The following is a 14291-nucleotide window of genomic DNA, read 5'->3' on the forward strand; positions in this document are numbered from 1 at the left end:
AAAAGATATTATAAAAATTTAGGAGTGAGAGAAATGGTTAAAAAGGTAGTTGCAGTTTTAATGGTTATTTTTGGGTTTAGTTTTGCCTTAGAAAAGAATATAACAATGTCGGAGTATCTTGATGAAGCTCAGAAAGCTTTAAAGATAGCATACGAATCGGGAGCTCACATAAAAGCTCAGTATGAATACGGAAAAGCTCTTGGATTTTATAACATAGCAAAAGAACAGGCTTCAGACTTTCAAACAGAAAATGCAATAGAAGCTGCTAAAGAATCAATTGAGTGGTCATTAAAAGCCTTAGAAAAAACAAATACAGGAGAGATAAAATGAGAAAAGGAATTTTAATTACTGGATTATTAACTTGCTTAACCTTTCCTTCCTTTGCTGATACTGATTTTAACCTTGAAGAAGTAGAAAAAAAGTTAGAAATCTTAAAAGAAAAACATGCCCTTGAATGCTCTCCTACTGAAGTTGGTATGCTTGAAAGTTATATTGAGAGTTTAAAAGATGAAAAAAAGATAGAAAATGGAAAAGTAGAGACGTATACTGTCCAATCAAAGATAAAAAAATGTGATAATCCATTAGAAAATAGATATGTTGAACACTGTTTAGAAGAATATAAAGTGAAAAAAAACGCTCAAGATTCAAGATTTATAAAAATAGAAGGAGTTAGCACTGTAAATTATCCAGTTAAGATAAAATATTTATTGTCTGTTATTGAAAAAAACATAAACAGTGATAAAGATGGTGATGGTATTCCTTGTTATAAAGAGATAGAGCTTGGTTTAAATCCAAATACACCTGATAAATTACAAAATGAAGTCAAAGTAGTAAAAGAACCACAAGAGACAAAATCAACAGAAGTCATTACAGAAACTAAAACTAAAGAAAAATTAAAGCAAACTCAAGCTATAGAAGAACCTGTAAGAGTTCACTTTCATTTTAACAAAGCTTCAATTAAAAAAGAGTACCTTCCTTACTTAAATTTAGTAGCTAAATATTTAAAAACACATCCTGATGTTAAAGTTAAAATTGTAGGGTACACAGATAACATAGGGTCTAAATCTTATAACGATAAATTAGCTTTAAAAAGAGCTCAAGCTGTTAAAAAACATTTAGTTAAGATGGGTGTAGAGCCAACCAGAATAGTTATAGAAGGTATTGGAAAAGATAAATACATAGTGTCTAACAAAAACGAAATAGATAGATTTACAAATAGAAGGACAGAATTTTACGTTATAAACTTAGCGGAGTGAGGTTTGGCAAGCGGGAAAACTCACGATATAGTAAATCTTTTAGTTTTGCCTCCCGCTGTTTATTTTCTCCAACCTAACGATTTTTTTGGTTTTACTGCAGGATACTTAGTAGGTACCTTTTTTTTAACTCCAGATAACGATATATACTTATCAAAACCAAACAAAAGATGGAACATTTTAAAGATAGTATGGTATCCTTATACAAAAATTTTTAAACACAGAGGTGTTTCTCACATTCCTATTTACGGAACAGTTTTTAAGATATTGTACTTGTCAGCTATTTTTCTACTAATTTTAATCGGTTTTAAATACTTATTTGAGCAAATTTATCCAGAAAAACGGTTCTTTTTTAATTTAAACGATTTTAAATCTCTACTTTTAAATCAATTTACTCTATCTTTCTTTCCAGGTATAGTTTTAGCAGAAATTGTTCATATATTTACTGATATAATTTACTCTACATTTAAAAAGTTTTTACCTAAAAGAAGGAAAAGATGAATTTTAGCGGAATAAAGCTTTTTAGAATTTTTGGAATAGAAATTAATCTGGATTATAGCTGGTTTATTGCTTTTTTTCTAATAACAATAACGTTAGCTGAAGGCTTCTATCCTTCAATCTATCCTGATTCACCAAAATTAAACTATTATTTAGTTTCTATATTATCAGCTTTTGCTCTTTTTATATCTGTACTTCTTCACGAACTTTCCCACTCATTAGTAGCAATTAGGTATGGAATACCAGTAAAAGACATATACCTGTTTATATTTGGTGGAGTAGCTCTGTTTCAAGATGAACCTAAAACCTCTTCCCAAGAATTTAAAATAGCTTTAGCAGGACCTTTAATGAGCTTTTTTTTAGCATCTTTGTTTTTTACAATAGTCTCTTTTTACCCTAAAAATGACCTTTTTAACGGTTTTTTAAACTATGTATTTATGGTTAACTTTTTTTTAGGAGCTTTTAATCTTATTCCAGCTTTTCCGTTAGATGGTGGAAGAATTTTTAGGTCAATACTATGGCACAAATACGGCATACTAAAAGCTACAGAGATAGCATCAAAGTTAGGAAATATTTTTGGAATAATTCTTATTCTAATTGGAATTTTTAGCCTATTTACAGGAAATGTAGTAAATGGTATATGGCTTTCATTTTTAGGATTTTTTATAAAGAGAGCTTCTAGGGAAGCTCTAATGTCAACAAAATTAAATTACATACTATCAAAATTTAGAGTAGAGAATATAATGAACGTTATGAATCCTGTACCTGCCCAGCTGCCTTTATTAGAGTTTATCACATATGAGAGACCTATTACAAGACTTTATCCCGTTTTACTGAAAGATGGAAGAATACTATTTTTAGATACAAGAGATTTAACTACAATACCTTACTACAAACAGGAAGAATTAACCTTAACCGATGTTGCAAAACCTATAGATATATATGTTTCACCAGATGAAAGATTATCAAGAGCATACAGCTATATGAGGAAAAACAATCTTGAAGAAATTCCTGTTAAGTACAACAATACATTTTTAGGAATACTAAGAAGATCAGATATAGAAGATATAATAACAAGATTTTTGAGGGATATAAATGAAAGTTCTAATCATAGAAGACGATAAAGAGCTTTCCCATCTTATAGCAAAAAGACTTAAAGAAGAAGGTTTTACCGTTCAGCAGGCATTTGATGCAGAAGAAGGTATAAGTTATACTACTTACGAAGAGTACGACGTTATAGTCTTAGATATAATGCTTCCTAAAATGTCAGGTTATGAAGTAATAAGACAGTTAAGAAAAAAGAAAATCAAAACCCCTATTTTAGTTTTAAGTGCAAAAGGAGAAATAGAAGACAAAGTAAAAGGATTACAGCTTGGAGCTGATGATTATCTTACAAAACCTTTCAGCTTCCCAGAGCTTATAGCAAGGATAAACGCACTTATCCGTAGAACAAAAAACATAGAAGAGATATCTAAGCTTAAATATGCAGACATTACCATAGATTTACTAAAAAAAGAAGTATACCGTAATGGAAAAAAGATAAACCTTACAGCAAAAGAATTTGAACTTTTAAAATACTTAGTTGAAAATGCAGAAAGGATTATTACCAGAAATATGATTTTGGAAAATGTTTTTGATATAGACTTTGATATAGATAGCAACGTAGTAGACGTTCATATCCATAGATTAAGAGAGAAAATAGATAAAGGATTTGAAAAAAAACTTATTCATACAGTCCGTGGATTTGGTTATGTTTTCAAATCTGATTAAATTTTTTAACAAAATATCTATAAAGATAATTCTTCTATACTCTCTTACATTACTTATCTCCCTTTTAATATCTTTTTTTATGGTTTACTCTTTCTTTGAACTTTACTTAGAAAATAAAACAAAAGAAGAACTTATAGAAAAAGCAAAAGCTTATAAAATATTATTCAAACAAGAAGGAATAAACGGACTTAAAAACCAAATAACAAAAGAAGCTGAAATAATAAAAAGTGTTGAGCTGTTTTTTAAAATTTACGACAAAAAAGGCGATGTTATACTAAATACAAACACTGGGATTCGTACAAGGGACTTAGTCATAAATTTGGAAAACTATGGAAAACTAAAACCTGATACATACACTTTAGCAACCATAGAGTACTTTGATGTAATAATATATAAATTATCTAACAAGTATATACTTGTAATAGGAAAATCAAAGTTAGACAATAACAAACTATTAAATCGTCTTATGGAAATATTCTACGTATCAGGTATTATTGTATTTTTCTTATCTCTTACAGGTGGAATTATTATAACAAACTCAATAACAAAGAAGATAAAAAACATATCAAACACTGCAAAAGATATCACATCTAGTATGAAACTTGACAAGAGAGTGGCAATTACAGGCAGTAAAGATGAGTTAGATGATTTAGCTTTGCTTATAAATGATTTGTTAGATAGAATAGAGACACTTATAAGAACTTTAAAAGAAACTACAGAAAGTATAGCTCACGACTTAAAAACACCCATAACAAGAATAAGAAGCTCTGCAGAAAATCTTTTAATGAAAGGTAATTTATCTAACGATTGCGGAAACTTGCTAATTTACATTATAGAAGAGACAGACTCTTTGACTCAAATGATAGAAGATTTACTTACCATTTCAAAGTTAGAATCTGGAACATTTCAGCTACAAAAAGAAAAGATAAACCTGTCTAAAATAGTAAAAAAAATATACAACCTTTTTAAAGATTATGCCCAAACAAAAAAGATAGACATAATCCTAGATATTCAAGAAAATATTTACATCTATGGAAATGAAAAGTATATTTCAAGAGCAATAGCTAATTTGTTAGACAACGCAATTAAGTTTAATAAAGAAAATGGTTATGTAAAAATTAACCTACTTGAGAACGAAAAAGAAGTAGTCCTTAAAATAGAAGACTCAGGAATAGGAATACCACAGGAGAAGATAGACAAAATTTTTGAAAAGTTTTATAGAGTTGACGAAAGCAGAGGAGTATATGCTGGAAGCGGTCTTGGACTTAGTTTAGTAAAAGCGATATTAACTCAACACGATGCAAAAATAGAAGTTTTTAGTGAAGAAAATGTTGGAACAACTTTTATAATTACTTTTCCAAAAATTACAAATTTGTAATTTTATTTTAATTGATTTGTAATTTTTTTAAAGTAAAGTATTTAATGTAAATTAAAAAAGGAGGTACTGTAATGAAAAAATTAGTACTTGGCTCTGTAGCAGCTGTATTATCAGCATCTTTACTTTTCAGCTGCCAAAAGAAAGAAGAACAACCAGCTGAGCAACCAGCACCAGCTGAGCAACAAGCAGCACCAGCTCCAGCTGAGCAACAACCTGCTCAACAACCAGCAGGCAAATAATTTAAATCTTTTATAGGAGGTAGTAGTATGAAGAAGTTAGTATTATCAGCACTTTCAGTAGCAGTTTTAGGTCTTGGATTTGCATCTATCGCTGAAGAAAAAGCAGCTCCAGCAGCAGAAGGAGCAAAACAAGAAGCTCCAGCTAAAGAAGAGAAAAAAGCTGAAAAGAAACACATAAAGAAAGCTGAGAAAAAAGCTGAGAAAAAAGAAGAAAAGAAAGAAGAGAAAAAAGAAGAAAAGAAAGAAGAGAAGAAGTAATCTCATACAGGGGCTTTATGCCCCTGTTTTCAAATCATATAATCCATAATCATCTTCATAAATCTTAAGATATCCAAAAAAATCCTTGATAATTCTGTTAAATCGGTATATTATCTTTATAAGTAAACTTTAGGTTTAAAAAATGAAAACAATAGAATTTAAAGAAGCAAAAGAGCTTATTGATAAGATAAATTATTTACCTGACAATGAAAAAGAAGAAGTAATAGAAACTATAGACTTTATAGTGGAGAAACATAAAGATCAATACAGAAAATCAGGAGAACCATACTACATTCATCCAATAGAAGCTGCAAAAATACTAGCAGATTTAAAATTAGATAAAATATCAATAATATCAGCACTTTTACACGATATAGTTGAAGATACAGATACAACCATTCAAGATATAGAAGAAAAGTTTGGTAAGAAAGTTGCACAGATAGTTAACGGTGTTACGAAAATAGGAAAGTATAACTTTGAAAACTTAGAAGATGCAAAAATAGAAAATTTTCGTAAATTAATAATCTCAACATCAAACGACATTAGAGTGATACTTGTTAAACTTGCAGATAGACTACACAATTTAAGAACGCTTCATTATCTTAGAGAGGATAAACAAAAAAGGATAGCAAAAGAAAGTCTTGAAATATACTCACCTTTAGCAGGAAGATTGGGTCTATGGAATATAAAAAGAGAAATTGATGACCTGTCTTTTATGTATCTTCATCCAGAAGAGTATAAAAAAGTAGTCTCTTACTTTGCTACTTCAAAAGAAAAAAGTGAAAAGTATCTAAAAGAAAAAGTAATTCCTCAGATAGAAAAAGTGTTAAAAGAACATGACATAAATGCAACAATCCAGTATAGGTCAAAACACATATACAGTATATACGAAAAAACTTTAAGAAAAAATCTCAAACTTAGCGATATTTATGACATTTTTGGGGTAAGAATATTAGTAGAAGATATAAAGGACTGTTATTTAGCACTTGGACTTATACATTCTATCTGGACACCTGTTCCTGGAAAGTTTAAAGATTACATCTCACTTCCTAAATCAAACTTTTATCAAGCCCTTCATACAACTGTAGTAGCTCCAGATGGTAAGTTTGTTGAAATACAGATAAAAACTTATCAAATGCACAAAATCGCAGAAGAAGGTATAGCAGCCCATTGGAGATATAAAGGGGGAAATCATCTAACTGAAAAAGACGTTGAAGCATTTAACTGGTTAAAAAATATAGTAGAAACCTTAAAAGAAACAAAAGACTCTAAAGTTTTAGAAGATATTAGTACAGATTTATCTTCAGAAGAGATATATGTATTCACTCCAAAAGGAGATTTAATAAAATTACCTACAGGTTCTACGATTGTTGATTTCGCTTATGCCATTCACACAATGGTAGGTCATAAAGCAGTTGGAGGAAAAGTAAACGGAAAGTTTGTTCCTCTTGATACTAAACTTAAAAGTGGTGATTTAGTAGAAATAATAACAAAAGAAGGACATTACCCTTCAAGAGATTGGTTAAAATTTGTAGTTACTTCTAAGGCAAAAACAAATATAAAACAGTTCCTATCAAAAATAGAAAGAGAGAAAAGCTTAAAGTTTGGAGAAAAACTACTAGATAAATTTTTAAAAAAGGTTAACTTGAAAATCTCCTCTTTAACAGAGGAAGATAAGCAGAAAATACTATCAAAGTATAACTACAAAAGCTTTGAAGACCTATTAATTGCAGTAGGTGATGGAAAAATATCACCAATAAAAATAGTAAACATATTTAAAGAAGAAAAACAAAGTCAAACACCAGAAAAACTAACAACTCAAGAAAAATCAAAAAAAGAAATATCTATAGAAGTAGATGGAATAAATAATGTTTTAAGCTTTATAGCAAAATGTTGTAATCCTATACCAGGAGATGATATTGTAGGTATAATAACAAAGGGAAAAGGGATAGCCATTCACAATAAGGAATGTAATAATGTTAAAGTTGTTGAAAACACAGAACCTGAAAGATTAGTTAACGTTGTATGGAGCCCAAATGAAAAAATAAAATATTTGACAAATATAAAAGTAATAGCTGAAGATAAGCCAGGAGTTTTAGCAAATATATCTAATGCTATAGCATCTGCAGGATCAAATATTAAAAACGTTAAAGTTTCAGATTTAAAAGATAAAAAGGCATTAATAAAATTTTCATTAGAAGTAAAAGACAAAAACCATTTAAACACCATATTAAACTCAATAAAAAGTTTCTCTGATGTAATTAAAGTAGAAAGAATTTGAAATTAACCACCTTGAAATAATCAATCTAAATCTTAAATTATTAATCAGGTGATAACTATGAGAAAAAGTGAAAAGATTTTAATTTTTACTATCATTTTCTTAATAATTTTCTCTATAGGAACAGCAATAGTTATAAGAGCTTTACAAGAATTTAAAGAAGGTTCAGATCTTGCACCTTTCTTAGTAGTAGTTTTTGCCAGACTTTCTACACTACTGGGTTTTTTGGCTATAATGTCCGCATTGTTTTTAAGAGGTGCTTTTAGAAATATAGAAAAACCAAAAACAGATCTTTTAGAATTAGAAGAAAAAATTCAAAATGCAGAGAAAGAAAAAAGGGAGCATAAAAGCTCCCAGTAAAATTTATTCTTCTCCTTTTTTATCTTCAGGATTGGCAAATAAAGCTTCGTAATCTATACCTTCTTTCTCAGCTAAAGCTTTAGACATCTCTTCTAAAGCTAAGAGATGATTCCACTTATCATCAATTTCTTTTTGAATTTGAGCTACAATTTCTGGATATTTTAAAACGTGTCTCCATCTTGGTTGGGCTTCTATATATTCTTCTATAGGTTTTGGTCTTTTTGGCTTAACATTTACTTTCCAGTACTTTCCATTTATAACTTCATAAACAGGCCAGTATCTTGTCTCAACTGCTAATTTTGCAAGTCTCATTGTATCTTCTGGAGCAAATCTCCATGAAAGTGTACAAGGCTGTAACGTATTTATAAACTTCGGACCTTTAAACGTCATTGCTTTTTTAACTTTTCTTGTTAAGTCTCTGTAAATATGTGGTGATGCTTGAGCAACGTACGGTATTCCATGTGCAGCCATAATCATAGTAAGATCTTTTCTAGGCTCTTGCTTTCCTATTTTTTCTTTACCAACAGGAGTTGTTTTTGTATATGCTCCTATTGGAGTAGCGGAAGATTTTTGATATCCTGTGTTTTGATATCCTTCATTGTTATAACATACGTATAAAAAGTCATGTCCTCTTTCAACAGCAGCAGAAAGTGATTGGAAACCGATATCATATGTTCCACCATCTCCACCAAATGCTACAAATGCTATGTCCTCATTTATCAAACCTTTTTTCTTTAAAACTTTGTAAGCTGCTTCTACACCACCTATTGCAGCTGCTGCAGATTGGAAGTTAACGTGTATCCATGGAGTATTCCATGCAGTATAAGGATAAACACCTGTTGTAACTTCAAGACATCCTGTTGCAGTAGATACAACAGTTGGTTTATCTATAGCAAGCAGAACCTCATTTACAATAGGTGGAATACCACATCCAATACACATTCTGTGTCCAGGAGCAAGTGGGTTATGACCGTGGAACTTTTCATCTCTTTCTTGAGCTAAATCTGCTAAAACTTGTATAGTTACTTTTTTTGCCATGATTACGCCCTCACTTGTAAGTATTCTACTAAATTATCTCTTGTTTCAACACCTTTTTCTAATCTTTCAACTCTATCGAAGGCTTTTATAAATTCTTCTTCGTGTATTTCTCTTCCACCAAGACCGTATATAAAGTTATGAACAAGTGATCTATTTTGATTATGTAAAATAGCTGTACATACGTCTTTAAATAATGGCCCACCGATACCATCAAATGAATCTGCCCTATCTAAAACTGCAATACCTTTTGCTTTAGATAAAGCCTGTGCTAACTCTTTTACAGGGAATGGTCTGTATAATCTAATTTTAATTGCCCCTACTTTTCTTCCCTGAGCTCTAAGAGTATTAACAGCATCTTTTAATGTCCCGAAAGATGATCCCATAGAAATACCAATGTACTCTGCATCTTCTGTCATATACTCTTCTATAAAGTCATAACGTTTACCGCTTATTGACTCAAATTCGTTAAATACTTCTCTTACTATATCGTAAACTTTTAAGAAATCTACGTGTTGTTGATATTTACATTCAGTATAATAATCTGGCTGTGCTGTTGCACCATAAGTTACTGGTTTTGAGACATCTAATAAAGGATAAGGAATTCTATGTATTCCTGAAGGTCCAACAAACTCTCTTACAGTTTCATCATCAAATATTTCAACGTTTTCTATTGAGTGGGACACTATATAACCATCGTAGTTAACAATTACAGGGAACATTGCTTTTTCTGCAATTTTTACTGACATTATAAGGTTATGATAAGCTTCCTGTGCATTTTCTGAGAATAGAGATATCCAGCCTGAATCTCTTGTAAGCATTGAGTCGCCATGATCACAGTGTATTGATAAAGGTGCTGATAAAGCCCTATTTACATCTATTAAAACGATAGGAAGTCTCATTCCAGAGGCTATATATAAGTTTTCTACCATGTAAGCAATTCCAGGACCTGCAGATGCAGTTATAACCCTTGCTCCAGCAGCAGCAGCACCTATACAAGCAGCCATAGCTGAGTGTTCACCTTCGACTGCAACCATATCAGTATCTACTTCACCATTTGCAACATACTCAGCAAAAAATCCCATAAGTTCTGTTTGAGGAGATATTGGATAAACTGCTGCAACATCAAAGTTGATTTGTCTCATAGCTTCAGCAGCAGCTTGGTTACCTGTTAACGCAATTACTTTTGTTGACATATTTAATCCTCCTAATATTACTCAAGCTCTTTTAGTTTAATTTCCATTTCTGGAACCATTTCTAATGCATCGTAAGGACATTCTACTGCACATATTCCACAACCTTTACAGTATTGAAAATCAGTTTCAAATCTTTGTTCTCTGTTAACAGGTATACTGTCATCAGGACAGAATATCCAGCAGATAAGACAGTTTGTACACTTTTCTGTATTCAAAACTGGTCTAAGCATTCTCCATGAGCCTGTATTGTTCATCATACTTGAACCAGCTTCTGAAACTATTGAACCTATAGGAATTTCAAACCACTTTTTTAACTGATACATAATAATCAACCTCCTGTTTTAATTAGGTTTTGTAAACCTCTTCGTATCCTCTTCTTAAAGCTTTTAAGTTTTGATCTAACACGTTTCTTAACTTAGAACTCGCACCAAAAGCATCTTTAATTTCTTCTTCTAAGGCTTCTAAATCAACTATACCTGTTGCTTTTGCTACAGCTCCTAAAACAGCAGTATTTGGTATATTTCTTCCAAACTCTTCCAGAGCTATTTTTGAAGCATCTACTATCCAAAGTTCATTATTTCCTATTCCTAAAATTTGTCTAACTTTTTCTGGTGGAAAGTTTGTATTTACAACGAAAACAGTATTTTCATCTGTTCCACTTACTATTATATCCCTTATAGTAAATATCAAAGAAGGATCTGTTATAATAACTACTTCTGGATTGTCAACAGGCGCTCTCGTATTTATAGGTTTATCAGATATTCTTGTTGAAACCTTAACAGGTGTTCCAGATCTTTCTAGTCCGAATTCTGGCATTGCTTGTCCGTATTTACCTCTAATAATTGCTGCAGAAGCAAGCATTTTAGCAGCAGTAACTGTTCCTTGTCCTCCTCTACCGTGCCATCTGATTTCTTTTGTAGCTTTATATGTTGCGGTTGTCATTGTAAAACCTCCTAAAATTTATAAAACAGTGTTTTAATAATTTATCATTAAAACAATAAAAAATCAACTTATTTCTTGGTCTTACGTATTAAAATTATAACCTATTTTTTCCTTGAAGTAATGATAAAAAGCATAAAAAAAAGTATTATCTTAAAAAAGATGATATTTTTTGAAAATAGAATATAATATAACGAGAAAACTATAAGATTTAAGAGAAAACCCCCAGAAAGGGGGCTTTGATGTGTTATGGTCTATATTTCTCTAAAATTTTATCCCAATCAGGATTATCAGAAGCACCGTATTTTTGTTTTAACGCCAAGACTTTATCTTCAAAAGTAGGCTTTTCTATCTTTAAGAATATACCTAAAGGTACTTTTGCGTTTGGATCTTTATCGTGGTCTAATGCATGACTTGCAAGTTCAACCGCTTTTACATAATCTGAAGGATCGTGTCCTAATTCTTTATTTATATCAATAGTTCTTCCTTTATAATATTGGAATGTATCAATTTTATTGAAAGTTGGACAAGGAGATAGTATATTAACAAATGAAAATCCTTTATGTTCAACAGCGGCTTGTAAAATTTCTGCTTCATGTTTTGGATTTCCTGAATATGTTTGAGCTACAAACGTTGCACCACAAGCAATAGCAAAAGCAATTGTGTTTATAGGTTCTTCAATGTTTCCGTAAGGTGTTAAAGAACCTTTATATCCACTTCTTGAAGTGGGAGATTGTTGATTTTTAGTAAGAGCGTACATTCTGTTATCCATACATATTACAGTTAAGTCAAAATTCTTTCTTGCAGCGTGAGGAAAGTGTTCCATACCTATAGAGAATAAGTCTCCATCACCAGCTGTAACTACAACTGGAATTTCAGGCTTTGCAAGTCTTGCTCCTACTGCAGCTGGAATAGCTCTTCCGTGGCAAGTGTGCATACCAAAAGCGTTCATCCAAAGAGGCAATCTTGACGAACAACCAATTCCAGATACGAGAGTTAAAGCAGTTGGATCAAACTGTTCTTCACTAAAAACTTTGGCAAGTCCAGAAACGACACCAAAGTCTCCACAACCAGGACACCATGTAGGCTCAATATTACTTCTGTAGTCTTTTGGTTGTAGCTTTTCTTGTAGTTTTATAAACTGATATGACATGATATTTACCTCCTTTTAAAATTAATTAAGCGTTTACTTTACTTCCAACTAACTCTTCTATTTTAGCTTCTATTTCAGCAGGTATGAATGGCTCTCCTCTGTAAATATTGTACTGAACTGGTTTAACATCGGTATACATTCTAATAAATCTTGCAAACTGACCTGTGTAGTTAGCCTCAGGAACTAGAGCAATATCTGACATACTTGCAACTTTTTCAATAGCTTTTACAGGAACTGGATATAGTAATTTAGGATAGAGGGCAGCTATCTTGTATCCTTTCTTTCTTAACCTTTGGATTGCTTCTTTAGTAATTGATGCTGTTAGACCCCAAGCAATAACAGATATATCTGCTTTCTCCCCTTCTTGAAGATCTCCTAAATCCCATTCTAAAAGATGTTGATTTTCATCTTCTATATTTTTTAACTTTCTAAATCTTTTTTCCATCATCATTACTCTAACATCAGGTCTTGTTCTTGGAGAGGAGTCTTCTCCGTGCTCTAATCCTGTTGCAGTATAAGGTTTAGGAGATACTTCTGGTGCAAGCATAGGAGATATTCCTGTATCTGTTACTTTATATCTGAGGAGTTCATCTAAGTTTACATCCATATCTTTAGTTATAAGAGGTCTATTTATAAGTCTAGATTGAATTTCTTTTATTTTAGGAGTAGAAATAGCTTCTGCCCTTAGAGATAATGAAGCATCTGTTAAGAATAAAACTGGACATTGGTACCTTTCTGCAAGGTTAAATGCTTCTATAGTCAAATAAAAGTTTTCTTCAACGTTAGTAGGAGCTATAACTATTCTTTGACCATCGCCGTGACCACCTATTGCTGCAGCATAGAGGTCTGCCTGGTCGTGTTTTGTAGGCATTCCTGTTGATGGTCCACCCCTTTGAACATCTACAACCACACACGGAATTTCAGTCATTGAAGCAAGACCTATCAATTCCTGCATTAATGATATACCAGGTCCAGAAGTTGCTGTCATAGCTTTTACCCCGGAGAAGGAAGCACCTATCACTATCGCCATAGAAGATATTTCGTCCTCTGCTTGATAAACATAGCCGTTTGCCTTCAATATAATTTCAGATAAATAGTTACCTACCGTTGTAGCTGGTGTAATAGGATATGCTGCAAACACTTTACAACCTGCAACAGCTGCACCTAAAGCTATCGCTTCATTACCTTCTAATATAATAACATCTTTTTGTGGTCTTCTTTCTGGTAATCTGTAAGGGTCTACTTTTTTAATATTGTTTTTAACCCAGTTAATACCAGCATCTAAAGCTTTAAAGTTTAAATCAACTACATCTTGTCCTTTTTTGGAGAATTTAGAAATAATTTGCTGTTTATAAACATCTATTGGAATATTAAATAATTCTGAAGCTGCTCCCAAGGCTACCATATTTTTTGTTATGTATGCACCTACTTCTTCTTTTGCCAACTTAGACATAGGAACTGCATAAGCTATTACACCTTGTTTTTCTAACCAATCAAATTCAGGTTCAAAATCTCCACCTTCTGGACCATCCCATACTAAAACTGTTCCTGGCTTTAATAAGGGTTTATTTACTTCATATGCTTCACCATTAAATGCAAAAAGTATTTGAAATCCATCACCTTGAGATAATATCTTTTCATCAGACATTCTTACCTGTGAAAGCGCATATCCACCTTTAATCTCAGCTGGGAAGCTTTTAAATGTTACAACCTCAAGCCCAAGGTAGGTAGCAGCTCTCATAGTAAAGTCACCTGCAGATATTACACCTTCTCCACCTTCACCTGCAAACTTAATTGTTAAATCAAACGCCATCGTAAATCCTCCTAATTAAATTTCACTTACTACTTAAAGAATATAACACTGTTTTAATCTCTGTGTCAAGAATTTTATAACGCTGTTATATTTTTAACTATGATTTTTATCTTATTCTATT

16 protein-coding genes are annotated in these 14291 nt (G+C 31.7%); 10 read left to right on the top strand and 6 right to left on the bottom strand.

The features are described 5' to 3' along the window. Nucleotides 1-33: 33 nt before the first annotated feature. The 10 genes from Q385_RS0101795 (at nucleotide 34) to Q385_RS0101840 (ending at nucleotide 8034) form a co-directional block, all read left to right on the top strand. Nucleotides 34-330, top strand: coding sequence for a hypothetical protein (locus Q385_RS0101795; RefSeq protein WP_028950023.1), 297 nt, complete (start codon nucleotides 34-36; stop codon nucleotides 328-330). Then, a complete protein-coding gene (locus tag Q385_RS0101800) occupies nucleotides 327-1256 on the top strand; it encodes an OmpA family protein (RefSeq protein ID WP_028950024.1) in 930 nt (309 codons plus the stop codon). The genes Q385_RS0101795 and Q385_RS0101800 overlap by 4 nt, the downstream gene beginning before the upstream one ends. Nucleotides 1257-1259: 3 nt before the next feature. Continuing rightward, nucleotides 1260-1754, top strand: a complete 495-nt coding sequence (locus tag Q385_RS0101805) for a metal-binding protein (RefSeq protein WP_028950025.1) — start codon at nucleotides 1260-1262, stop codon at nucleotides 1752-1754. Beyond that, on the top strand, nucleotides 1751-2875 hold the full coding sequence (locus Q385_RS0101810; protein ID WP_028950026.1) for a site-2 protease family protein: 1125 nt from the start codon (nucleotides 1751-1753) through the stop codon (nucleotides 2873-2875). Before Q385_RS0101805 ends, Q385_RS0101810 begins: the two co-directional genes overlap by 4 nt. After that, nucleotides 2847-3521: a response regulator transcription factor gene (locus Q385_RS0101815; RefSeq protein ID WP_028950027.1), complete on the top strand. Its 675-nt coding sequence runs from the start codon at nucleotides 2847-2849 to the stop codon at nucleotides 3519-3521. The genes Q385_RS0101810 and Q385_RS0101815 overlap by 29 nt, the downstream gene beginning before the upstream one ends. After that, nucleotides 3502-4899, top strand: coding sequence for a sensor histidine kinase (locus Q385_RS0101820; RefSeq protein ID WP_037919406.1), 1398 nt, complete (start codon nucleotides 3502-3504; stop codon nucleotides 4897-4899). The genes Q385_RS0101815 and Q385_RS0101820 overlap by 20 nt, the downstream gene beginning before the upstream one ends. 71 nt (nucleotides 4900-4970) lie before the next feature. Continuing rightward, nucleotides 4971-5138, top strand: coding sequence for a hypothetical protein (locus tag Q385_RS09365; RefSeq protein WP_169733159.1), 168 nt, complete (start codon nucleotides 4971-4973; stop codon nucleotides 5136-5138). Nucleotides 5139-5165: 27 nt separating this feature from the next. Further along, nucleotides 5166-5396 (top strand): hypothetical protein, encoded by a 231-nt coding sequence (locus Q385_RS0101830; protein WP_028950029.1) that lies wholly within the window; start codon nucleotides 5166-5168, stop codon nucleotides 5394-5396. Nucleotides 5397-5538: 142 nt separating this feature from the next. Then, complete coding sequence (locus tag Q385_RS0101835; protein ID WP_028950030.1) at nucleotides 5539-7677, top strand: RelA/SpoT family protein; 2139 nt, start codon at nucleotides 5539-5541, stop codon at nucleotides 7675-7677. Nucleotides 7678-7734: 57 nt separating this feature from the next. Then, entirely contained in the window at nucleotides 7735-8034 is a 300-nt protein-coding gene (locus Q385_RS0101840) for a hypothetical protein (RefSeq protein ID WP_028950031.1), read from the top strand. A gap of 3 nt (nucleotides 8035-8037) precedes the next feature. Here Q385_RS0101840 and Q385_RS0101845 read toward each other — a convergent pair whose 3' ends face one another. The 6 genes from Q385_RS0101845 to Q385_RS0101870 all read right to left on the bottom strand — a co-directional run bounded on the left by Q385_RS0101845 (nucleotide 8038) and on the right by Q385_RS0101870 (nucleotide 14170). Then, entirely contained in the window at nucleotides 8038-9072 is a 1035-nt protein-coding gene (locus tag Q385_RS0101845) for a thiamine pyrophosphate-dependent enzyme (RefSeq protein WP_028950032.1), read from the bottom strand. A 2-nt stretch (nucleotides 9073-9074) separates the two neighbouring features. Further along, nucleotides 9075-10265 (bottom strand): pyruvate ferredoxin oxidoreductase, encoded by a 1191-nt coding sequence (gene porA / locus Q385_RS0101850; protein ID WP_028950033.1) that lies wholly within the window; start codon nucleotides 10263-10265, stop codon nucleotides 9075-9077. Between the two features lie 17 nt (nucleotides 10266-10282). Further along, nucleotides 10283-10588, bottom strand: a complete 306-nt coding sequence (locus Q385_RS0101855; protein WP_037919409.1) for a 4Fe-4S binding protein — start codon at nucleotides 10586-10588, stop codon at nucleotides 10283-10285. A 22-nt stretch (nucleotides 10589-10610) separates the two neighbouring features. After that, nucleotides 10611-11207 carry a 2-oxoacid:acceptor oxidoreductase family protein gene (locus Q385_RS0101860; protein WP_028950035.1) on the bottom strand — a complete coding sequence of 199 codons (597 nt, stop codon included), beginning with the start codon at nucleotides 11205-11207 and terminating at the stop codon, nucleotides 10611-10613. Nucleotides 11208-11451: 244 nt separating this feature from the next. Beyond that, a complete protein-coding gene (locus Q385_RS0101865) occupies nucleotides 11452-12357 on the bottom strand; it encodes a 2-oxoacid:ferredoxin oxidoreductase subunit beta (protein ID WP_051524375.1) in 906 nt (301 codons plus the stop codon). Nucleotides 12358-12382: 25 nt separating this feature from the next. Beyond that, a complete protein-coding gene (locus Q385_RS0101870; protein ID WP_028950037.1) occupies nucleotides 12383-14170 on the bottom strand; it encodes a 2-oxoacid:acceptor oxidoreductase subunit alpha in 1788 nt (595 codons plus the stop codon). Nucleotides 14171-14291 lie beyond the last annotated feature (121 nt).

The sequence above is a fragment of the Sulfurihydrogenibium subterraneum DSM 15120 genome (assembly GCF_000619805.1).
Taxonomy (GTDB): Bacteria; Aquificota; Aquificia; order Aquificales; family Hydrogenothermaceae; genus Sulfurihydrogenibium; species Sulfurihydrogenibium subterraneum.

Bases quoted from the DNA above. Each gene is read 5' to 3' on its own strand.
- Q385_RS0101810 (WP_028950026.1), top strand. From the start codon at position 1,751: ATGAATTTTAGCGGAATAAAGCTTTTTAGAATTTTTGGAATAGAAATT.
- Q385_RS0101820 (WP_037919406.1), top strand. From the start codon at position 3,502: ATGTTTTCAAATCTGATTAAATTTTTTAACAAAATATCTATAAAGATA.
- Q385_RS0101815 (WP_028950027.1), top strand. From the start codon at position 2,847: ATGAAAGTTCTAATCATAGAAGACGATAAAGAGCTTTCCCATCTTATA.
- Q385_RS0101795 (WP_028950023.1), top strand. From the start codon at position 34: ATGGTTAAAAAGGTAGTTGCAGTTTTAATGGTTATTTTTGGGTTTAGT.
- Q385_RS0101855 (WP_037919409.1), bottom strand. From the start codon at position 10,588: ATGTATCAGTTAAAAAAGTGGTTTGAAATTCCTATAGGTTCAATAGTT.
- Q385_RS0101870 (WP_028950037.1), bottom strand. From the start codon at position 14,170: ATGGCGTTTGATTTAACAATTAAGTTTGCAGGTGAAGGTGGAGAAGGT.
- Q385_RS0101840 (WP_028950031.1), top strand. From the start codon at position 7,735: ATGAGAAAAAGTGAAAAGATTTTAATTTTTACTATCATTTTCTTAATA.
- Q385_RS0101830 (WP_028950029.1), top strand. From the start codon at position 5,166: ATGAAGAAGTTAGTATTATCAGCACTTTCAGTAGCAGTTTTAGGTCTT.
- Q385_RS0101860 (WP_028950035.1), bottom strand. From the start codon at position 11,207: ATGACAACCGCAACATATAAAGCTACAAAAGAAATCAGATGGCACGGT.
- Q385_RS0101800 (WP_028950024.1), top strand. From the start codon at position 327: ATGAGAAAAGGAATTTTAATTACTGGATTATTAACTTGCTTAACCTTT.
- Q385_RS0101865 (WP_051524375.1), bottom strand. From the start codon at position 12,357: ATGTCATATCAGTTTATAAAACTACAAGAAAAGCTACAACCAAAAGAC.
- porA (WP_028950033.1), bottom strand. From the start codon at position 10,265: ATGTCAACAAAAGTAATTGCGTTAACAGGTAACCAAGCTGCTGCTGAA.
- Q385_RS0101845 (WP_028950032.1), bottom strand. From the start codon at position 9,072: ATGGCAAAAAAAGTAACTATACAAGTTTTAGCAGATTTAGCTCAAGAA.
- Q385_RS09365 (WP_169733159.1), top strand. From the start codon at position 4,971: ATGAAAAAATTAGTACTTGGCTCTGTAGCAGCTGTATTATCAGCATCT.
- Q385_RS0101835 (WP_028950030.1), top strand. From the start codon at position 5,539: ATGAAAACAATAGAATTTAAAGAAGCAAAAGAGCTTATTGATAAGATA.